Source organism: Metallumcola ferriviriculae (assembly GCF_035573695.1).
GTDB classification, from domain to species: Bacteria; Bacillota; JADQBR01; order JADQBR01; family JADQBR01; genus Metallumcola; species Metallumcola ferriviriculae.
In genome coordinates this window covers 3,034,544-3,056,432 of sequence record NZ_CP121694.1, presented here as the reverse complement: position 1 = coordinate 3,056,432, position 21,889 = coordinate 3,034,544, and the positions used below count along the sequence as shown (strand labels likewise).

Genomic DNA, 21,889 nt, shown 5'->3' with positions numbered 1-21,889 from the left:
TTTTTTGCGTTTCTGCTGGAAAAAAGAGGAAGGAATTTATGGCGTGAAAGGGGAATGTTTGTAACTGAGGTGAGGGCATATGTCACAAGTATTAACCATTCAGCAGTTGGCAAATATCCTTCAAGTTGAAGTGAGTACGGTGCGTTTTTGGGAAAAGGAATTTGAAGATTATCTAACTAAGGTAGACAAGAAAAAAAGGCGCCGTTATAATCAGAACCACATGGAGGTATTCGGCCAAATTAAGGAACTTCTCTATACCGAGCAGTACACCATTAAAGGGGCCAAACGCCGGCTGGATTTGGAACGAACTCTGACTTCTGCATTAGGTGTCGAGCAGACATTAAAAACCACGGTGCTATATATGTTTTCCGCAATTATGGATGAACTGCAGCAGTCCCGGGAGGAAAGCAAGAAATTAGCCAGGGAAATTGAACTGTTGCGGGAGCAGAAAGAGCAGATGGAACAACGACTGGTTGAAGAACAGAATAAGACTATTCTGGAAATGATTAAAAGCCGTTTGTCCGCCAGAACTCCCGAGGCAGGTTAGCAGGAAATATGTCGTAAATGGCGAAACAGATGAAAACGGACTGGAGGCGGTACAATTGCTGCGATTTCTTACGGCCGGGGAATCCCACGGGCCGGCATTGACGGCGATAATAGAGGGACTCCCGGCGAAATTACCAGTAGATGTTGGCATTATTGACAGTATGCTGGCTCGGCGTCAGGGCGGCCACGGCAGAGGCGGCCGTATGCAAATAGAGACAGATCGGGTAGAAATAACTGCCGGTGTTCGTGGCGGTTTTACTTTAGGCAGTCCGGTTTGCCTTAACATTAAAAATAAAGATTGGAAAAATTGGCAGGGGATTATGTCAGCTGCTGCCGAGGCGGATACTGAAAAGCGGGTAGTGAGGCGGCCGCGGCCTGGGCATGCGGACCTGTCTGGAAGCATAAAGTATGGACATAAGGATATGCGCAATGTGCTAGAGCGATCTAGCGCCAGAGAAACCGCAGTAAGGGTGGCGGTTGGCGCGGTGGCTGAGCAACTGCTCGGCGAACTGGAGATAGAGTTGGCTGCTCATGTGGTGCGTGTTGGTGAAGCTGCAGCAGAAAAGCTGCTGCCCTGGGAGCAGCTGTCGGCAGCGGCCGCCTCCCCGGTTTACTGTGCCGACCCCCATGTTTCATCACAAATGGTTACTGCCATTGATAGGGCCGGTGCGCAAGGTGATACCTTGGGCGGAGTCTTTGAAGTGCGGGTGAAGGGGCTGCCGGTAGGTTTGGGCAGCCATGTTCATTGGGATCGTCGCCTTGACGGGATGCTGGCCCAAGGATTGATGAGTATTCAAGCTATCAAAGGAGTGGAAATAGGCCTTGGCTTTGAAAGTGCCATGCTGCCTGGTTCCCAAGTACATGACGAAATATTTCATGGGCCGAAACGGGGGATCTTTCGGGAAACAAATGGTGCCGGCGGTATCGAGGGCGGTATTACTAATGGTGAAGAACTGGTGGTGCGGGCAGCGATGAAGCCCATTCCCACCCTGATGCAGCCTTTACGTAGTATAAATATGGATACTAAGGCCGCCGAAGATGCTGCTGTGGAAAGGTCTGACGCCTGCGCGGTACCTGCCGCCAGTGTCGTTGGTGAGGCGGTTGTCGCTTTCACCTTGGCCCAAAGCATCTTGGAACATTTCGGCGGGGACGATTTAGAGACAATCAAGCAGCGCTGGCAGGAATGGCAGCAGTATCTAAAAAGTGTTTAAGGATGGATGTTATGGCCAATCTTGTATTAATTGGATTTATGGGTTCGGGGAAGACCACCATCGGTTTTCGCTTGGCTCGTGCTTTGAAAAGAAAATTCATAGACACGGATTCGGAGATTGAAAGGCTGACCGGATTGACCATTACGCGGATATTTATCAAGCACGGCGAGCGGCGGTTTCGTTCGGAGGAAGAGTTAATGGTGCAAAAGGTAGTTGCCGGGGGTAATGCCATTATAGCCACGGGCGGCGGGGTAGTATTAAATCCTGATAATGTCCGCCGGCTTAAGGAAAACGGTATTGTTATCTGGTTAAAAGCAGATAGCCGGGAAGTTGCTAATCGTATCGGGCGAAGTCGAAATAGACCGATGCTGAGGCCGCGTCCTGACCTGGATAAAATCCGGCAGATGCTGGCCGCCCGGGAAAAATATTATCGTGATGCAGCAGATATGGTGATTGATACTAAGGACAAGAATCACGACCAAATAGTCGCAGAAATTCTTAAGCAGATCGAGGTGCGGCAATGAATACGGTGACAGTGGCTTTGGGCCGAAGGAATTATAAAATATTTATTGGGCGGGATTTGTTGGCGCGCTTAGAAGAATTTCTCCCCCGGGAGCTCAGTTCCAGGTGCCTAGTGGTAACTGACGATAATGTGGATCCCATCTATGGACAAAGATTGATCAACGTCTTAAAGAGCCTTGGTTTCCGACCGGCCAAGGTAGTGGTCCCGGCTGGAGAAGCAAGCAAAAGTCTGGCGGGTGCTGAAGCGCTTTATGACCGCGCTTTTGAGCATGGCCTAGATCGCCGTTCGCCGATAATTGCCTTAGGCGGCGGCGTAGTTGGAGACTTGGCGGGGTTCATTGCCGCCACTTATATGCGCGGCGTGCCCTTTATTCAGATACCCACAACCCTTTTGGCCCAGGTAGACAGCAGCGTGGGCGGCAAGGTAGCCGTCAATCACCCGAGGGGGAAGAATATTATCGGTGCTTTCTATCAGCCATCGGCGGTAATCAGTGACCTTTCCCTGCTTGATACTCTACCGGTCCGCGAGATGCGCAGCGGTATGGCGGAAGTAATTAAATACGGGGTAATTTGGGATGATGCATTTTTTCAATACCTTGAGAGTAATCTGGACGCAGCCATGGGGTTGGATAGCCGGGTCATGCAAGCGGTTGTGGCCCGCTGTTGTGAGATAAAGGCCGGGATAGTGGCCGAGGACGAACGGGAAAGCGGCCTGCGGGCCATATTAAACTACGGTCATACTATCGGCCATGCCGTTGAGTCATTAGGCGGCTATCATTTGAAGAATCATGGTGAAGCGGTGGCAGTGGGCATGGTTATGGAGGCGGTGTTAGCCCGGCAAATGGGGCAGTTGGATGTAAAGGAACTGGAGCGTCTAATGGCATTAATTCAAAAGGTACCGCTGGATATTTCTCTGCCCGGCGAATGGCATAAGCAGCAGGCGATAGAACTAATGCGCCAAGATAAGAAGGCGGTGGGCAACGAAATGTTTTTTGTGCTACCGGAATGTATTGGGCGAGTGCACATTAAAAAAGTATCTGACCAGCAGTTGGATGACCTCCTTCCCGTAGAATAAGGTCTACTTCCAATTGAACATATTTTTTAACCGGCGGAAATCGCCGGTTTATTTATTGTGCGCCTAAAATAAGAAAAAAAAGGAAATACGTCGCTGTTAATCGAAATACCAGGGGGAAGAGGGGTGATGACATCGTGGCAAGAAGAAAGCAGCTTGGCGAGTTTCTGGTTGAGAATAAATTAGTAACCTATGTCCAGCTCCAAGAAGCACTGCGTATACAAAAAAATTCGGCAGGGCGGTTAGGCGAAATCCTGGTTAACCTGGGCTACGTTACCGAAAAGGACATTATGGACGTACTGGAGTTCCAATTGGGCATTGACCAGGTAGACCTTTTAAACACCCAGGTGGACCCTGAGGTTATTAATAAAATCCCCGAATCAATGATTAGGCGGCATCGAGTAATACCAATTGCCCAAGCAGGTAATGTGCTGACGGTGGCCATGGCTGACCCCTTAAACATTGTCGCCGCAGATGATATAAAGGTTGCTACCGGTCTAGAAGTGAAGCCGGTGATGGTTGCTGAGAGGTCAATAGATAAAACTATCCAGAAGTTTTTTGGAATGCAGGATCTAATGAGCCGAGCATTTGACCTTGACCAGATTTCGGAAAACTTAAGTGACCATAAGACTTTTAAACTGGACGAAATGGAAAATCAGATGATGGATGAAGCACCGATAGTACGAGTGGTAAACTCTGTTATCGGCCAGGCGGTGCAAAAGCGGGCCAGTGATATTCATATTGAGCCCCACGAAGAAACGGTGCGGATACGCATGCGTATTGACGGATTACTGCGGGACTATATGAATCTACCCCGGGATTCTCATCCTTCTTTGATTTCACGAATTAAGATTATGGCGGGGATGGATATAGCAGAAAAACGTATTCCCCAAGACGGACGCATTCGGGTACATATCCTGACAAAAGAAGTGGATCTGAGGATTTCTACCCTGCCAACCATCTTCGGTGAAAAAGCAGTGCTGCGTATCTTGGATAAAGGACAGCTTATGCTTAGCTTGGATGAGTTGGGATTTTCTCCTGCCGCCGGTAAAAGGTTTAAAGAAATGATTAGCAGTACATACGGGATGGTTTTGGTCACCGGACCAACCGGCAGCGGTAAAACCACTACCCTTTACACTACACTTAACGCCATCAGCACCCCGGATTTGAATATAATTGCCGTGGAGGACCCGGTAGAATATGTGTTGGGCGGTATTAATCAAGTGCAGGTAAATATGAAATCCGGCCTTTCTTTTGCTGCGGGCCTGCGTTCTATCCTGCGTCAGGACCCTGATGTGGTAATGGTAGGTGAAATTCGTGATGGAGAGACGGCAAGTATAGCCATTAGGGCTGCCACCACCGGGCACTTGGTTTTCAGCACACTGCATACCAATGATGCACCTGGTGCGTTGACGCGGTTAATTGATATGGGTGCCGAGCCGTTTTTAGTAGCCTCATCGGTGGTGGGCGTGGTCGCCCAGCGCTTGGTGCGTAGAATCTGCGGTCGCTGCCGTACCACCTACCAGTTGGACTCGGAAGACCCGGCCCGACTTTATTTGGGTGTCGGACAGAATGAGACAGTGGAGCTTTATCGTGGTGAGGGCTGCGGCTACTGTGACCATACAGGTTTTAGGGGGAGACTGTCCATCCATGAGGTGCTGCCGCTCAGCCCTAAACTACGCTCTTTGGTGGCAAGAGAAGGCCAAGACCAATTACGCCAGACAGCCATTGCCGAGGGAATGGCCACCCTGAAGGAAGATGGCATAGATAAAGCCTTTAAAGGTTTGACTACCATTCAGGAAGTTATGCGGGTGGCACATTCCGATCAGGTAATAGATTAGGGAGGGGACCTTAGTGAATATCAATGAAATTTTGGAGTTGGCAGTAGAACAGGGCGTTTCTGACATTCACATCACCGTAGGCAGGCCGCCGGTTTTTCGTAAAAATGGTTCTGTATCTCCGGTACAAGGTTTTGCAGTATTAATGCCTGATGATACCCGAGACCTTGTGACTCAGGTAATGTCTGAAGAACAGTTTGAACAATTTCAAACCAGCGGCGAACTGGATCTGGCATATTCTGTGGCTGGATTAGGACGCTTTCGTGTCAACACCTTTCACCAGCGCGGCAGCATGGCCATGGCCTTGCGGAGAATTAATTCTCAAATCTTGGCCTTAGAACAGTTAGGGATGCCCCCGGTAGTGAAGGAATTAAGCCGTAGGCCCAACGGGCTGGTCCTGGTCACCGGACCTACCGGAAGCGGCAAATCTACCACTTTGGCTGCCATAATTGACATGATTAACAGGGAGAGAGCCGCTCACATCATTACTTTAGAAGACCCTGTCGAATACATCCATCAGCACCACAAATGTATAGTTAACCAGCGTGAAATCGGTGCGGACTCTAAGAGTTTTACCGCCGCCCTGCGTTCTGCCATGCGTCAGGATCCCGACGTAATTCTGGTAGGGGAACTGCGGGACCTAGATACTATTGCCATTGCTATCACAGCGGCAGAGACGGGGCATTTGGTGTTAGGAACCCTGCACACCAACAATGCCGCACAAACTGTTGACCGGATTATCGATGTATTTCCTCCTTATCAGCAATCCCAGATCAGGGTGCAGCTGGCGGAAACCCTGCGTGGAGTAATTGCTCAGCAGCTAGTTCCCAAAATAGGCGGCGGTCGGGTTGCGTCAGTGGAAATTCTGGTTGCTACTCCCGGCGTACGTAATATCATCCGGGAAGGAAAGAGTCACCAACTGATGCATGCCCTCCAAACCGGCGGTCAGTACGGCATGCAGACGATGGACTCTCATCTAAAGAAGTTAATGCAGAGCGGTTTGATTTCTTCCGATGATATGTATGCGCGGCTCAGTTCCGGCACAGCGACAATGCTCTAAATAGCGGAAATAATCCATATTTCAGCAGGGATATGGACGATAATGTCGAAGCGTTGCTTAGAAATAAGTTGTTAAAATTTGTCTTTACTAGGAAATAGATCCTGACATGGATATTAATAGCGTGACTAGTGTCTAGAGGTGTTAACGGTGCCCCATTTTAAATATAAGGTAAGAGACAGAACCGGGCGAATGATGACGGGGACCATTGAAGCGGATACTGTGGGCCAGGTGGTGGGCCGCCTGCAGGACCGCAACTGCTTCGTTATTGATATTAATAAGAAGAAAGTAAGTAATCGGCAGTTTTCTATTAAATTACCTGCCAGAAGGATTAGCAGCCGGGATTTATCGGTGTTTGCCAGGCAGTTGGCTACCATGATAAACGCCGGTCTACCACTGTTAAATGCATTAGACATTTGTACCAAACAGCTGGATAATGACAAATTACGGGATGTATTATCTGTCGTAGCAGAAGACTTGGAAAGTGGCAGCAGTTTTGCCGAAGCCCTCAAGAAGCATGACAAGCTCTTTCCCACTCTCTTTATTAACCTGATCGAGGTAGGGGAAATGGGCGGTGTGCTGGATGAAGTGCTTGAGCAGCTGGCAGTAAATTATGAGCGTGAACATGATATCCGGGAAAAAGTAAAGTCGGCAATGACCTATCCTGCGGTGGTACTGATCATTGCTTTAGTTGCAATCATTTTTTTATTGACATTCGTTCTTCCTACATTCACGGCCATGCTCACTGACTTAGGTGCGGAACTGCCGCTGCCCACAAAAATTGTCATTGGAACAAGTAATGTTCTAAGGCGTTTTTGGTACCTGTTACCGTTATTATTTATTGGCCTGCCTCTCATATTTTACAACGCCATCAGGCAAAACCCCGGGAAAATGTATTGGCATAGACTGCTCCTTAGGGTACCGGTGGCCGGTTCACTGCATAAGTTGACTGTTATTTCACGTTTTTGTCGGTCGCTGGGAACCCTCGTTCGCGGTGGTGTACCCGTACTGCAAGCTCTCGAGGTAGTCAAAAAGACAGCTGGCAATTCGGTGGTTGAAGCAGGCTTAAGCCGGGCCCAAGATTTTATCCGAGAGGGGCAGGGCATGGTGAAGCCCTTAAAAGATACAGGCGTTTTCCCGCCCATGGTCATTCAGATGATTCAGGTAGGTGAGGAGACCGGCACCTTAGATGACTTGCTTGAACGTCTTAGCGTCTTTTATGATCGGGAAGTGGATGAGATGGTATCCAGACTTTCTACTATCATTGAGCCCATCCTGATAGTGCTTCTTGGCGGGATCGTCGGCTTTATTATCATTTCCATCATGCTGCCCATGTTCAGCATGGTTGATGCCATCGGCTGACATATTTTCGGATGGAAGCAGGAGACAAAAAAGAGGTGCTTTTCCTGCATTAGGACGTACACTGACATGTCAAGGGAGGAGGTGAAGGAAATGTTTGCCAAAATCAATAAGTGGTTAAAGAACAATGAATCTGGTTTTACCCTAATTGAGTTAATGGTGGTTGTAGTTATTTTAGGCATTTTAGCCGCGGTGATTATTCCCCAGTTCAGTAATAGTACTGACAAAGCAAGAGCTGCCAGGGCTAAGGCCGAATTGAGGTCCATGCAGAATGCGATTGAGGTGTATTATTTAGAGTATAATGCCTCGCCTGCAGCAGCGGACTTAGTTGATGAGATTGGGTATGACCCAACTGCTAAAAATGACCCTTGGGGTAATTCTTACCAAGATGGTACAAGTGACAGCTTACTGTATTTCTACTCTCAAGGTCCTGATACTACTGACGGTGGCGACGATATAGCTTCAAATGATTTATAATTTGTTCGTTTTATCTGGCCCCCTTCCGGGGGCCTTATTCCTATTGTTGGGGTGGCAGTATGACACAGATTATTGTTTTTCTATTTGGCTTAGTAATAGGCAGCTTTTTAAACGTAGTAATATATCGCCTGCCTCTAAAACAATCGATAATATTTCCTGCTTCTCATTGCCCAAACTGTGGCGTGCACCTACTGATTCGGGACTTGGTTCCGGTTTTAAGCTGGCTTTTCCTTCAGGGACGCTGTCGCAACTGCGGGACACGGATATCCAGGCGCTATCCTCTGATTGAACTGTTTACGGCACTTGTTTTTCTTATTCTTTCTTTATATTTCCAGGGATGGCAGTTAATTGGCCTATTATTTCTGGCAGCAATATTAATTGCCGCATCAGCCATTGATTTTAAACACGGTATTATTCCCAATCAATTAATAATAGCTGGGCTGGTTGTTGGCCTGGCAGATATTTTTCTTAATGTTTCACTTACCTGGCAGCAGCAGCTACTGGGTTTTTTTACCGGTGGCGGGTTGCTGCTTCTGCTGGCTGTGGTATCCCGGGGCGGAATGGGTGGCGGCGATATTAAATTGACCGCAGTAATGGGTATATTTCTCGGCCCCAAGCTGGTATTGGTGACACTGGTACTTGCCTCGGCATTAGGGGCGGCAGCAGGTGTGGCACTGATATTGGCGGGAAAAAAAGGGCGTAAGGATGCTATCGTCTTTGGCCCCTTTTTGGCAGTGGGAGCGCTATTGGCACTTTTATGGGGGGAAACTCTCCTGGGCTGGTATTTCAGTACTTGGTGATATTAAGGAGATGACATAGTGCAGCGTGCAGCCACAAACATTTACCTGCTCGTACTGATGCTGGTACTGGGTGTCACTCCGTTGTTGAAAAACGGATTTTATCACTGGATATTATATCTAGACATGATGCTGGTAGGGCTTGCAGTACTTTATGCCTTAGGAAAAGGCGCTCGACCCCGCTGGCATAAGATGACTGTAATTTATTTTTCCGGTTACATTATCATAGTATTTTTAACCTTCTTTTCGGGGATTGACCCTCATGAAACTCTGTACGTTGGCTTGAAACTACTGCTTTACTTGGGTGTTTGTTACCTCGCTTCATCCACTTTGATCCGAGAGGAAATCTATCGGCTCAACCTTTTCCTTGTCGTTGTTACTTCTTTGGTTGCTTCTACCGGCATTCTCTACTTTCTGCTCTTAAATAGCAGCCGCATCGAGTCAACCTTTATCAATTCAAACCCACTGGGCCTTTTTTTAGTGATGGGTTTCTTTCTCGCCCTCTTTCCTTACCTCTATAACGGTAAGAAGGGTTATCTGTTGGCTTTATTGCTGACCGGCACTGGGGCCATGCTTACCGGCTCCCGTGGTTCGATGGTTGCTGCTTTTCTACCGTACCTTATTACTTTAATACAAATTGTAAGATTACGCATACCAGGCGGAGTTAGGCGATTGATGAAGGTGACTGCCCTGGTGGTTGCCGTTGTTATTCTGATATCTATCATCGCTCCCTGTGTGCAAACTTCAATTAATGAGACTGTCGGAGATGCTTATCCCATAGCTAAAGGCAGGAAATTATTGGAGCATAATCTGGTGCGGGCTGGCTCCTTTGCCTCAAGTTCTGTGGGCGGTAGGCTCAGCTTCTGGCTGGTGGCCCTAAAGGAATTTCAGGCCCATCCCTTTACTGGTGTGGGTGCTGGCAATTACCATAACGCTTACTTCTATTTTTGGAATGATGACCGTTTTTATTCTCGTTTTACTCATAATCAATATCTTCAAGTGTTGGCGGAGACAGGGATGTTCGGTTTTTTCTTTTTCACTTTGACAATGGCAATGGTTATATGGGTTCTTTGGCGGCAGAGGCGTGGTGACCCGCTTTACTGGGGATTTTTCCTGGCATTACTTTCCTTTATTATACATATGGGTATTGATTTTAGCTGGGATATGCCGGCGGTGACCCTGACCTTTTGGGCGGTTGTAGGCATGGCCTGGTCTTTAACTGACCCCACCACAGTGGCGAGCAGCCGGCGGTTTTTGGCATTGGCCATGGTGGCGATGCTGCTGATCGGGGGAATGCAGTTTGGTTCTGATTGGCTGGCCCGGCAGGGGTCTCGGTTTACCGAGCAACAGCAATATCGTCAAGCAATCGAAAAATATAGTTTGGCAGTAAAGATATATCCCTGGAAGGATACCTATTGGTCCGGTTTAAGCTTTACTTATGACCGTCTGTACCGTTCTGAAAATATTGAGAGTAACCTCAACAGGGCTACCATGTTTTTAGACAAAGCTTTGCTTGTCAATCCCAGTAACAGTTACTTGATGGATGTCCAGGCTGCTTATTTTGAAGCAAAGGGTCAAGCCAAACAGGCTGAGCGGCTTTACCGGCAGGCGGTGGAGGCTAGCGGCTTTTATCCTCAGGCACGGGTGAAATTGGGTAATTTTTATCTTGACCAAAAGCGGTATCTATTGGCCAAAGAGGTTTTTGCTGAAGGAATTTATTGGTTTTCCACTGCCTTGCGCGCCGCACCTGATAGCGGCCAGCGGGTAAAGCTGCAATTGGCGTCGGTGGACTTATACCGAGGTATGGCAGCAGTTGAAGAGAAGTTGGGTAATACAGAATCTGCGCGCCATTATAGTGCTAAAGCAAATGAAATATTGACTAAGATACAGTTTTGGGCGGACGATGGTAAAACGTAGCGAACAATCCGTAAAAGAGGGATAATCTGACAGTTTGTCGAAAGACGCTAAGGAGACAGCAGGGTAAGCCTACCAGTATTCCCTTAAACTGAGAGGTAATTTATGAAACGGGAAGAAGGCATTACCTTAATAGAATTATTGGTGGTTATGTTTTTGCTTGTGCTGCTTAGCAGCATAATGCTGCCTAATATGAGTGGCATTATCGAGGGTTATCGGCTAGATACGGCAGCGCGGCAGATGGCCCAGGAAATCCGCGAAGTGCAGCAGTGGTCTATCACCCTGCAGGATTCCTATGTGATAAAGTTTTACTCTGACTTTAACTACTACCATTTGCCTCTACGACAAGACAACTTTATCAAGCATAGGATTGATCTGCCGCAGGGAGTAACCTTTGAGGAAGTTTCTTATGTAGGCACTTCCTCTAGCCGGCTCAGTTTTAACGCCAAGGGAACGCCTAATTTGGGCGGGCACATTATTCTAAAAGGTGCGGGACAATACAGAGAAATCAGCATTACGCCGGTTACCGGGCGGGTTAAGGTATATAAAGGAAGACGGGTGTTACAATGATTTGGCGGGAAGAGCGGGGCCTTACCTTAGTAGAGGTTTTAGTGGCCATGTTTATCTTGGTGGCAGTAGTGTTGGGCATGCTTAGTGTCTATCAGTCCGGCTTTGTGCTAACTCAGAAAGCGGGCGACCGTACCCAGGCGCTGAATATTGCTCAACAGCTTATAGAAGAGATAAAGGCGGACTCCGGATCCCTTACCGCGGGCGTCGTTTCCGACCAAACAATATCAGGATATACCTATCATGTTGAGATAACAAACATATCTAATGTCAATTTTCCGGACCTTTATCAGGTGAAAGTAACTGTAGAATATCCCATGGTTAATAATGCCAAAAACCTTTCGTTGGCAACTTACATAAAGAAGCGGTGAATGTTATGCGTGATGATTCCGGATTTACTCTGGTGGAACTGTTGGTCACAGCTATAATATTAGTCTTTCTGTTCTCTGTAGTATTTGCGGTAATGCAGAGCGGCATACGCAGCTGGCAGCGTGGCGAAGCCCAGGTAGACCGGCAGCAGAATGTCCGCATAATGATGGACCGACTTGTGAGGGAGGTTCGTCAAGCAGAAAGATTGATTAACGTTAGTGAGGATGGGAGAAGTGTTAAATTTAAAGATTATCAGGGGCGGAATATTCGCTATGCTTTTGATATCGATGCGGGCCAAATTGTCAGGCAGGTTTTGGATGAGAATGGTGTTCCAACCGGTAATAATATTGTAGGCTATGGTATTACGGCGGTAAATTATGCAGTGTATCAGGAAAATACGGCTTTGTCAGTTTCCGTTACTAGCGGCCGCTATACAGCTGATAGTTATGTATTTATCAGGGCTGCCGGCTTTTAAAAAGAAGGGGGGGCGGTGTCGTTTTGTGGCATAATCAACGGGGAGCAGCATTGGTTACTGTAATGGTGGCCATGCTGATCATATTTTTTACGTCCGCTACTCTATTACAGGTATCGGCAATGGAAAGCAGAATCAGCTTAAATCACCTGGATGAAACCAAGGCCCTTTATATTGCCGATGCCGGCATTTCCATGCTGATGGCCAAGCTTGAAGCAAACCATGATATCCCTTCATGGGCTGAAGGCTGGGAAGCGGATTTTGCCAATATATCGGTTGGCGATGGGTTTATCGAATCCCTGACCGTGACTGATCAGGGCACCGGACTGAGGGTGGTGAGCACCGGCATAATAAAGGGGCCGGATGGGTCTGTGAGATCCCGAAAATCTGTACAGGTGATTATCTTGAAACCGCCATATGATGCTGCCTTTGCCGGCGCGGTGGGGGCTGTTCAGCAGGGTAATACCGTGGGTAATACTCTTACCATCACTGGAAACTCTGAGATTAGCGGAAACTTCATTTATAACGGATTGATTAACATCAATAGTTCAAGTGCAGTTATTCATGGTGATATCACTACCAAAGGAGATATCATTAATGCTGGTACTGTTAACGGCAGTTTGGTTGCCGGCGGGTTTATTGAAAATAGCAACATCATTGATGCTGGGGGCGAAGGCATTGTTCAGGCTGGTGAGCAAATAGATAACAGCGGCTCAATTTATACCGGTGCAGGCGGCGTGGTGCATACAGATACTAATTTGATAAACAGCAGCGGTTCTATTGTCAGTGACTACTTTTACAGAGGTTCTCTTTCCGGCACGGCCCCCAACGGAACTCGACTTTACAACCGGGAACATACATTGGTGTTAGTGCCCGAGGTACCGCCGGTGGATTATGGTTGGTATTTGGCTAACGCAAATGAGATTTATAATAATACAGGCAGTATAGTCACCTTTGAAGGCGCACACTTAAAGGATATGCAAATTGCCGGTGATATACCTTATATCATTTACATAAAGGGAAATGTGAGATTAAGAAATCTTGATATCGGTACCGGCAAGAATTATTCCGGGGTAGGGATGATTGTGGCGGAAGGGGATATTGACATAGACTCCAACCTGCTGCCGGATGATTCCAACTACAGTTCCCTTGCTCTTATCAGTAAGGGTAACATGGCTGCGGGCGGCGGCTTGCAGCTGGGGGGTATATTTATTTGTGAAGGCGTCTATAGCACCAATGGCGATGTTGAGATTAACGGCAGCTTGATACCCCGGATAATTGACGTATCGGGGCATTTGAACATTGAGTACAGTACAGCAACCATAAAACTTCTGGGTGAGGGGTTGCCCGGCAATGAATATAAAATGAAGGCGTGGCGTGAGATTTATTCTGTTTTTTAACAGCTGTGAAAGAGGGTGAAGGCGTTGGCTATCTGGGATAAGTTTAAGAATAATAGCTGTTTGGGTATTGAATTCGGCGGTAGAGAGGTTAAGGCCATGGTGATTACCAAAGCAAAGGGTGGTTTGATGGTCACCGGCACGGCTATTGAACCTATACCTGCAGGAATAATGGAAAACGGCAAAATAGTGAAAGGTGACGTGCTGGCGGGGACTCTGGCCAAGGTAGTGGAAAAGACAGGCTCCAAGCAGCGTCAGGTAGTAACGGCTATTCCTGGTGAACATGTGATTACCAGGTACTTAAAATTGCCGCAGATGAGAGATAACGAAGTAGCACAAACTTTAAAATGGGAAGCAGAAAAATACATTCCTATCTCCGAAGCTGACTTAGTGATTGAACACATTAACTTCGGACCGGACGGTACCGGAGGGAACCAGCTTAATATCCTGCTGGTGGCTGTTCCTAAGAAGGTTATCTACCAGTACTATGAAATATTCTCTCTGGCAGGGTTAGAGCTGTTGGCGATAGATATTGAACCCTTGGCCTTATGGCGGCTTTTATTTTTGCAAAACGCGGACAGTGAGCCCGTTGGTTTGGTGGATATTGGCGCTGCCAGCACGGAAATCGCCATTGCCAACGGCCGCCGTTTAGAATTTAGCCGTTCCTTTGGCATCGGCATTAATAATTTAGTTAATTCGCTGGCTAGCAGTTTGATGGTTGATGCTGCTTCAGCCGAAGAGACCCTGTGGGATAAGGTGCGGGTACCATTGAACACCGATGAACCGGGAAGCCAATCTAACTTGGATTTCACTGTTCTCGAGGAAATGAATCGAGTGGTGCACGAAATAAAACGTTCTTTGGATTTCTATGGCGTACAGTCCAAGGGAAAGACTGTACGGCGGATTTTTCTTAGCGGTGAACTGGCAGCGTTGTCGGGATTGGAAGAATTCTTGCGGCAGGAACTAGAGGTAACGGTGATGCTGTTGAAACCGGTCCTTTCATGGCTGGATGCGGACATGCCCGGGCAAAAAGAAGGTCTGCTACATCCTGCTTGGGCAGTAACCGCTGGATTGGCAATGCGGGAGGTGGCCGCTAGTGGCACAGATTAACCTATTACCGATTGAGCTGCGCCCCAAATCACCATTAAATAATCCCAAGGTTATTAGTGCTGTGCTAGTCGGCTTGCTGGTTATAATTGCTGTTACTTTGGTGGGCGGATGGTTTTGGTACATGAATAGTCTAGAACAACAGTTGTCTCAGGTTCAGAGTCAGCGCAAGCAGTTAACAACCACCCTTGCCAAGGTTGACAAATTGGAAAAAGATATCGACAATCGGCAGGCGGAAATTACACAGTTACAGCAAATTACTACCAACCGATTGCGCTGGGCCCAAATGCTGGAAGATGTGGAGGATAACTTTCCTCAGAAGGTATGGCTGCAATCTCTGAGTACCGGCGATGGCGGTATGTTGGTTATTGAAGGACAGAGCGTTGCTTTGGAGGATGTTGGTGTGCTGATACATCAGCTTAATGACCTGTCATATTTTAGCACGGTAGTTCTCAATCAGATGGACCAAGCTGACGAGTATCCCCATGCCGTGACATTTAAAGTTACTGCGCGGCTGGCCAAATAGGGGGGTGACGGCTATGTGGGAAAACCTTTCAACCAGAGAAAAAAGATTAATCATTGTATTCATCAGTATCACGGCCATATTTGCTTTATACCGCTTTGTGTGGACAAGTCAGCTGCCCAGATGGCAGGATATTACTTCAAAGCTTCAGACGGAAAGAGTGGCTTTGGCCAAAGATAAAGCCCGGGCGGGTAGACTGCCCAAGCTGGAACAAGAATTTGCTGCGCTGGCAGATGAGGCCGCTAAAGTGCGTCAAAAGTTTGAGGTAACCCTCAACGATGGTAATCCTTATGTGGAAATGGGCTTTCGCTCTGAGGACAAGGTGACCTTAACCAAAGTCCTGCCTCGGCCACCGGAAAGCAAGGGCCAGTACCAGGTGCTGCCGGTTCAGATGGAATTAAAGGGTTCTTATGTGGGGCAGCTTCAGTTTATTAAGGCCCTGGAAAACCTACCCACCATGTCGGAAATCACCCAGATAAGCATGGCAGCGGCCGACAAGGGTCCCTACCCGGAACTGCAGTCCGGAATTACACTGCTATTATACAGTATTAATGATGCGGTTCCCGGTAAGCTCAGGGGGAAGTGGGAACTTGGTAGATTTGATATTTTTAGTCCTACATTACAAAGTATTATAGACCAAGAATTTGAGCCATTGACCGGGGAGCAAAAGCCTGGTAATAGTGGTGCTGTTATATCAAGTGATTACCCTAAGAAAGGGCGCACACCTGTATATAGTTTCCCAGTTAAGTAGGAGGTGACGAAATGGGCAAAAAAAGTCTGATAGTTTGCACAATGTTAGTATTGATTTTTATTAGCGGCCAGGCCATCGCCGGGAGTGCTTGGGTAAAGAAGCAGATTGGGGTTATTTACGGCAATATACAGATATATATAGATGGAAACCATTTGTCAACGGATATTGAACCTTTCATCTATAACGGCAGTACGATGGTACCACTAAGAGTGGTTAGTGAAGCATTGGGGGAGCCGGTTGTTTGGGATGGAGTTAACAACAGGGTTCTGATTGGAAGTAAGCATAATATAAATGTACCCGCTCAACCAAAGCCCAAGGTCGAGACTAAATATCTAGAAGATATGTTGGTGCTTAGGAATGTGGGGCCTTTCTTTAAAAATCAGTTTGTTATTGCCCACCGTCCTTTCGCTCATGGGGTGGCGGCAGAAATTAGCAAAGGCGCTCCAAAGGCTGAATTTGTCATAGACTTGAAAGGTAAATATAAAAAATTAGCCGGTTATGTTGGTGTGGATGATAGCACACAAAACAGTTCAGGTGGATTCAAACTTGAAATTCTGGGCAACGGGGAGCAGTTGTTAGTAAGCTCTAAATTTTCACCCGGGCAATACCCCGCTTATATTGAAACCAATGTTTCCGGATATGAGACCTTAATCTTCAAAGTGGAGCGGTTTGATGTTAGTACTGGAGACTATAATGAAGTTAAGGCAGCTTTAGCGAATTTTAAGCTTCAGTAAAAGCTTTTTAGGAAAATCAATCAACTTTTTCTAGGGATAGGCCAAGCGGTCTATCTCTTTAATGTTTGCGAGGCATGTTGCCGAGCCAATGGTTTGAAAGAAAACCTGTCACCTAGCTAAAGGGAAGACAAGCTGTAAGCAAGGGCGTTTTCGGCGACGAAAGGGTCTGAAGGAAGCTGATGGCGGTGGTTGGAACGGAACGTCAGTGAACCAACGTTGGCATATGTAGCGGATAACCCTCCATTAAGTGGGAACGTCCCAAAAATTAGCTTAGCTACATGTGTTATGATGGTCGTTTTAACGACAGGCAGAGCAACTTAACCTTGGAAGTACTGTACTCGTAGCTGTAGGCTTTACTTCAAGCGAAAGCAAGAAGTGAAATTAGGGTGCAGTATGCAGATGAAGCCGTAGTAGTGATTAAACTTAAGCCAATGAAAGCGAGTAATCGCAAGGAGGAGAAAACTTAAGTGACACATCACAAAGTTGATGTGACTGTTTTAGGTCAAAAGCCTATGACAGATGCGAAGGGCAGAAGAGATTTCAAAGTGTATCCGAAAGGTCTTTTGTAAGAGTGAAGGAGTTAAAAGAAAGCTGAAACGCTAGAAGGTACGAATAGTTGGCATAAGAAAACTTGCGAACTACCTCGACCACACGGATATGAATAATTAGGGGAACGAAGATAAGATTGCCATAGAGCTAGAGACGTCAAGTAACCCTAATGAAGAACATATAGCTCAAACAAAAGATGCTGAAAGATACAGCAACAATGGAGGAAAGTCATGAAGAAATGGTACAGCCTTATCGATAAAATATATCGAAAAGAAAATTTAGAACTAGCCTTTAAGCACGTAAAGAGAAACAAAGGAGCCCCTGGGATAGATGGGGAAACCGTTTCTGATTTTGCGGCTAAACTAGAGCTAAATATTGAGTTTCTTCATGAAAGACTGAAAACCAAAAGCTTCGAACCCAGTCCAGTTAGGAGAGTAGAAATCGAGAAGCCAGAAGGTGGCGTAAGATTACTAGGCATTCCTACCGTAAAGGACAGGGTGGTGCAGCAGGCCATTGTAAATATTATAGAGCCAATCTTTGATAAAACATTTCATCCATCAAGCTATGGATATCGACCTAATCATTCACAACACCAAGCAGTAGCCAAAGCAGAACGCTTTATGAATAAGTATGGTTTAGAGCATGTGGTAGATATGGACCTAAGTAAATGTTTTGATACCCTTGACCATGAAATCATGATAAAAGCAGTATCAGAACAAATAAGTGACGGGCAAGTATTAGACCTGATTAGAAACTTTCTAAAATCAGGCGTAATGCACAGTGATAACTTCTCAAAGACAGAAGTCGGAAGCCCGCAAGGCGGCGTCTGTTCACCATTACTTAGTAATATCTACCTCAATCAGTTTGACCAAAAGATGATGAAAAAGGGCATAAGGATAGTACGTTACGCTGACGATATTCTTATCTTTGCAAAAGATAAGAAAACAGCAGGTGACTATAGAGCCTATGCCACAAAAGTCTTAGAAGAAGAACTGAAGCTAAAGATAAACAAAGAGAAAACCAAACTTACAAGCGTGCATGAAGGTGTTGAATTTTTAGGATTTGTAATTCGGAGGAAAACACTTGGAGTCAATCCGAAAAGGATAAAACGCTTCAAAGATAAAGTGAGAAGAATTACAAGGAGAAATTCAGGGAGAAAGCTTGAAAACATAATCAAAGAGCTAAATCCAGTGTTAAGAGGATGGATGAATTACTATCGAGTAGCGAACATTAAGGAATTTACACGAAACTTTATGGGTTGGCTACGCAGAAGATTAAGAATGGTGAAAATGAAGCAATGGAAAACCTGCAAGGCAATGGATAAAGAGATGAGAAAGCTAGGTATCAAAGGAAATGGATTAAAAATGGCTGTGACAAAATGGAAAAATTCTAATGTTCACATCATACATCAGATACTGCCAAATCAATACTTTGAGAATCTAGGTCTTATCGATATGCACCAATACGAAGTTGGGTTGTTGTCGAATCATTATTAATTCGGTGAGAAATTTCAGGAGCCGGATACGGCAAACGTAAGTCCGGTTCTGTGAGAGCAAAGAAAACAGGACTAATTATCCTGTTTTCTAGCTACTCGATTCATGTATAGGTGAAGGGAACCATGTTCCCCGGCAAGCTTAGGGGCGGCTGGGCAGGAATATTTTGCTTTTCCTTGAATAATACTACTAGGCAATAGCCAGAATAACGGGGTGATAAGATGGTTAGCAGGGAAGATGCCAATAGGATACTGAAGATAGCGCTTCAAAACGGTGGTAATTTCGCCGATATTTTTGTGGAAAGGAAGCGGAATGTTTCCATCAGCTTGGAGGCAGGGAAAATCGAACGGGTTAATTCCGGGTTGGATGTGGGTGCGGGAATCAGGGTTATTTCCGGTGACAGCACTTCCTTTGCCCATACCAATGATGTGACGTTGAAGGGCCTTGAAGCTTTAGCTGACATTGTCAGTAAGGCAGCAAAGGGTCACAATGGGCAAAAGGATATTCCAGTCATCGATAGGCCTGCAAACTGGCGCCCGGATTTTAAGAAAAAGCCGGGGTCGGTACCCACTGAGGCAAAGGTGGCATTGGTGGAAAAGATGGACAAGGCGGCCAGGTCAGCAGATCCGAGAATTAAGCAGGTGGCGGTGGGCTACGGGGATGTGGAACAAGATGTGCTGATTGCGAACAGTGACGGTGTCTATGTAGAGGACCAACGGGTGCGTACACGGATGGTGATAAATGCAGTGGCCCAGGAAGGGGATGCCATTCAGACCGGTTTTGATTCTCTCGGAGGGTTACAGGGCTTTGAGATTTTTGATACTGCCAATGTTGAAGAGACCGCCCGCAATGCTGCTAAAAGAGCGGTGGCGCTGCTTAGTGCCAAACCGGCACCCGCAGGCAGAATGCCGGTGGTTATGGCCGGAGAGGCGGGCGGCACCATGGTACATGAGGCGTGCGGTCATGGGCTGGAAGCGGACTTGGTCCAAAAGAAACTGTCAGTATACGGTGGTAAGGTTGGTGAGAAGGTTGCTTCTGAATTAATTACGGTAATAGATGATGCCACTATTCCCGGTAAATATGGCTCCCTTGCCTACGACGATGAAGGAACGCCGGGTGAGAAAAGTGTCTTAATTGAAAAGGGAGTGCTAAAAAGCTACATGTACGATAAGTTAACCGCAATAAAGGAAAAGCGCGAGTCTAATGGCAACGGCCGGCGGCAGTCTTATCAGGATCGGCCGATACCGCGAATGACTAATACATATATTGCATCCGGAGAAAGTGACCCGGAGGAAATTATCAGGGACACCAAATCGGGACTGCTGGTAAAGAAAATGGGCGGTGGCCAGGTAAATACTACCAACGGTGATTTTGTCTTTGATGTGGCCGAAGGTTATTTGATTGAGGACGGTCAGGTAGGTGCGTTGGTTCGGGGTGCGACCCTTACCGGTAACGGACCTAAGGTGCTGCAAATAGTGGATCGGGTGGGTAATGATCTGGGTTTTGCCATCGGTACCTGCGGCAAGGACGGACAGGGTGCGCCCGTTTCTGATGCTCAACCCACCATTCGTATTCCGGAAATGGTGGTTGGCGGAATTCTGGACGAAGATTAGGAGGTGACTGTCATGGCTTTTGATTTACTTAAATTGGGTGACGACACTGTATCCCGGGCGCTTAAGCTGGGAGCCAGTGCGGCAGAAAGTTTTTTGGTTTCCGACCGTGAGCTTTCTATAGAGGTTGCCAATCAAGAAGTGGAGACAATGAAGGTGGCAGAAAGCGCCGGACTGGGCATGCGTGTCTTTAAAGATGGGCGGATGGGTTTTGCCTACACCGCGGACCTGTCAAAAACAGGTCTTGATTTTGTAGCTGCTCAAGCGATGGAGAATGCCAAAAGGTCAGCGGTGGATGAACATAATGTTCTGCCTGAACCCGTGGGTAACTATACCAGTCTTGACCTTTTTGACCCGGAAATTGACAAGACACCGGTGGAAACTAAGATAAGTTTGGCCAAGGAAATCGAGCGCCAAGCCCGTCAGTATGATAAGCGGGTAACAATTACCGAACGTTGCGCCTACCAGGATAGCACCTATCGGGTGGCGATTGTCAATTCCCATGGTATTAGTGAGGAATACAAGGGCGCTTATTGTGGGGCCTACTCCTTTTTAGTTGCTGAGGAAAATGATGAGCAGCAAACCGGCTTTGGGATGCAGTACCGACTGAAATATAATCAGTTGAACCCCAAGGAAGTGGGCCATGAAGGGGCGGAAAAGGCGGTTCGTATGCTGGGAGCCAAGGAAATAAGTACCCAACGGGCCACTGTCGTATTGGATCCGTATGTAGCAACAAACTTTTTGGGGGTTATTGCTCCGGCGTTATCAGCAGAATCGGTGCAAAAGGGTAAATCTCTTTTTGCCGGTAAAGTTGGCCAGGCAGTGGGGGCCCGCCTGTTGACCATTATCGACGACGGTGCTATGAAAGGCGGCGTGATTTCTGCACCTATGGATGGCGAAGGAGTCCCTGCCGGCAAAACGGTTCTTATCGACAAGGGAGACCTGCAGGGTTTCTTACACAATACATATACCGCTGCCAAAGACGGTGTGGCTTCTACCGGCAATGGTACCAGGGGGTCCTTCAAGGGCACGCCGGAGATAGGCACAACCAACTTCTATATTGCGCCGGGAGAAACACCCAGGGATAAATTATTGGCTGAAATTGATAAAGGGCTTTATATTACAGAGGTAATGGGTATGCATACGGCCAACCCCATCTCCGGCGACTTTTCCGTGGGTGCCTCAGGATTGTGGATAGAGAACGGTAAGTTTACACACCCCGTCCGTGGGGTAGCCATTGCTGGAAATGTGATGGACCTGCTCAAGTCTATTGACTGTATTGGTAGTGATATGACTTTCTTTGTTGGGAAAGGTTCGCCTACAGTACGCATTGCCCGTATGACCATCAGCGGCGCTTAAACCCAGCCAGTGGCCAATAAGTGACACGGTGCCTGACACCAAAATAGTGACAAATAAGTGACAAATAAGTGACAAGGTGCCTGACACCGAAATAAGTGACATGGTGCCTGACACCATTCCTATAAATATATTGTTTATATTAGAAAAAAGTGGTAGAATGCAACC

At 47.0% G+C, this 21,889-nt stretch carries 21 protein-coding genes; all 21 read left to right on the top strand.

Features of this window, described 5'->3' with window-relative positions:
- Positions 1-79 precede the first annotated feature (79 nt).
- The 21 genes from MFMK1_RS15105 to MFMK1_RS15005 all read left to right on the top strand — a co-directional run bounded on the left by MFMK1_RS15105 (position 80) and on the right by MFMK1_RS15005 (position 21,724).
- Positions 80-547 (top strand): MerR family transcriptional regulator, encoded by a 468-nt coding sequence (locus MFMK1_RS15105; RefSeq protein ID WP_366922516.1) that lies wholly within the window; start codon positions 80-82, stop codon positions 545-547.
- 55 nt (positions 548-602) lie between these two features.
- Positions 603-1,757 (top strand): chorismate synthase, encoded by a 1,155-nt coding sequence (aroC, locus tag MFMK1_RS15100; RefSeq protein WP_366922515.1) that lies wholly within the window; start codon positions 603-605, stop codon positions 1,755-1,757.
- An 11-nt stretch (positions 1,758-1,768) separates the two neighbouring features.
- Complete coding sequence (locus MFMK1_RS15095; RefSeq protein ID WP_366922514.1) at positions 1,769-2,281, top strand: shikimate kinase; 513 nt, start codon at positions 1,769-1,771, stop codon at positions 2,279-2,281.
- On the top strand, positions 2,278-3,354 hold the full coding sequence (gene aroB / locus MFMK1_RS15090) for a 3-dehydroquinate synthase (RefSeq protein ID WP_366922513.1): 1,077 nt from the start codon (positions 2,278-2,280) through the stop codon (positions 3,352-3,354). The genes MFMK1_RS15095 and aroB overlap by 4 nt, the downstream gene beginning before the upstream one ends.
- A gap of 134 nt (positions 3,355-3,488) precedes the next feature.
- Positions 3,489-5,192, top strand: coding sequence for a GspE/PulE family protein (locus tag MFMK1_RS15085; RefSeq protein ID WP_366922512.1), 1,704 nt, complete (start codon positions 3,489-3,491; stop codon positions 5,190-5,192).
- Between the two features lie 13 nt (positions 5,193-5,205).
- Complete coding sequence (locus tag MFMK1_RS15080) at positions 5,206-6,249, top strand: type IV pilus twitching motility protein PilT (protein ID WP_366922511.1); 1,044 nt, start codon at positions 5,206-5,208, stop codon at positions 6,247-6,249.
- A 147-nt stretch (positions 6,250-6,396) separates the two neighbouring features.
- A complete protein-coding gene (locus MFMK1_RS15075) occupies positions 6,397-7,608 on the top strand; it encodes a type II secretion system F family protein (RefSeq protein WP_366922510.1) in 1,212 nt (403 codons plus the stop codon).
- Between the two features lie 90 nt (positions 7,609-7,698).
- The gene (locus tag MFMK1_RS15070; protein WP_366922509.1) at positions 7,699-8,082 is read left to right on the top strand and encodes a type II secretion system protein; all 384 of its coding nucleotides are present in this window, start codon (positions 7,699-7,701) and stop codon (positions 8,080-8,082) included.
- A gap of 59 nt (positions 8,083-8,141) precedes the next feature.
- Positions 8,142-8,882: a prepilin peptidase gene (locus MFMK1_RS15065; RefSeq protein WP_366922508.1), complete on the top strand. Its 741-nt coding sequence runs from the start codon at positions 8,142-8,144 to the stop codon at positions 8,880-8,882.
- Positions 8,883-8,900: 18 nt separating this feature from the next.
- Positions 8,901-10,796 (top strand): O-antigen ligase family protein, encoded by a 1,896-nt coding sequence (locus MFMK1_RS15060; RefSeq protein WP_366922507.1) that lies wholly within the window; start codon positions 8,901-8,903, stop codon positions 10,794-10,796.
- Positions 10,797-10,898: 102 nt separating this feature from the next.
- The gene (locus MFMK1_RS15055) at positions 10,899-11,363 is read left to right on the top strand and encodes a pilus assembly FimT family protein (protein ID WP_366922506.1); all 465 of its coding nucleotides are present in this window, start codon (positions 10,899-10,901) and stop codon (positions 11,361-11,363) included.
- On the top strand, positions 11,360-11,731 hold the full coding sequence (locus MFMK1_RS15050) for a type IV pilus modification PilV family protein (RefSeq protein ID WP_366922505.1): 372 nt from the start codon (positions 11,360-11,362) through the stop codon (positions 11,729-11,731). The genes MFMK1_RS15055 and MFMK1_RS15050 overlap by 4 nt, the downstream gene beginning before the upstream one ends.
- 5 nt (positions 11,732-11,736) lie before the next feature.
- Positions 11,737-12,204, top strand: coding sequence for a PilW family protein (locus MFMK1_RS15045; RefSeq protein WP_366922504.1), 468 nt, complete (start codon positions 11,737-11,739; stop codon positions 12,202-12,204).
- A 23-nt stretch (positions 12,205-12,227) separates the two neighbouring features.
- Positions 12,228-13,601: a hypothetical protein gene (locus tag MFMK1_RS15040; RefSeq protein WP_366922503.1), complete on the top strand. Its 1,374-nt coding sequence runs from the start codon at positions 12,228-12,230 to the stop codon at positions 13,599-13,601.
- A 24-nt stretch (positions 13,602-13,625) separates the two neighbouring features.
- Positions 13,626-14,708, top strand: coding sequence for a type IV pilus assembly protein PilM (gene pilM, locus MFMK1_RS15035; protein ID WP_366922502.1), 1,083 nt, complete (start codon positions 13,626-13,628; stop codon positions 14,706-14,708).
- On the top strand, positions 14,695-15,231 hold the full coding sequence (locus tag MFMK1_RS15030) for a PilN domain-containing protein (protein WP_366922501.1): 537 nt from the start codon (positions 14,695-14,697) through the stop codon (positions 15,229-15,231). The genes pilM and MFMK1_RS15030 overlap by 14 nt, the downstream gene beginning before the upstream one ends.
- A 13-nt stretch (positions 15,232-15,244) precedes the next feature.
- Entirely contained in the window at positions 15,245-15,979 is a 735-nt protein-coding gene (locus tag MFMK1_RS15025) for a type IV pilus inner membrane component PilO (RefSeq protein ID WP_366922500.1), read from the top strand.
- A gap of 11 nt (positions 15,980-15,990) precedes the next feature.
- Complete coding sequence (locus MFMK1_RS15020; protein WP_366922499.1) at positions 15,991-16,713, top strand: stalk domain-containing protein; 723 nt, start codon at positions 15,991-15,993, stop codon at positions 16,711-16,713.
- 779 nt (positions 16,714-17,492) lie between these two features.
- Positions 17,493-18,758, top strand: coding sequence for a group II intron reverse transcriptase/maturase (gene ltrA / locus MFMK1_RS15015; protein WP_366922498.1), 1,266 nt, complete (start codon positions 17,493-17,495; stop codon positions 18,756-18,758).
- A gap of 218 nt (positions 18,759-18,976) precedes the next feature.
- A complete protein-coding gene (locus MFMK1_RS15010; protein WP_366922497.1) occupies positions 18,977-20,368 on the top strand; it encodes a TldD/PmbA family protein in 1,392 nt (463 codons plus the stop codon).
- A gap of 12 nt (positions 20,369-20,380) precedes the next feature.
- Complete coding sequence (locus tag MFMK1_RS15005) at positions 20,381-21,724, top strand: TldD/PmbA family protein (protein WP_366922496.1); 1,344 nt, start codon at positions 20,381-20,383, stop codon at positions 21,722-21,724.
- Positions 21,725-21,889: the final 165 nt, after the last annotated feature.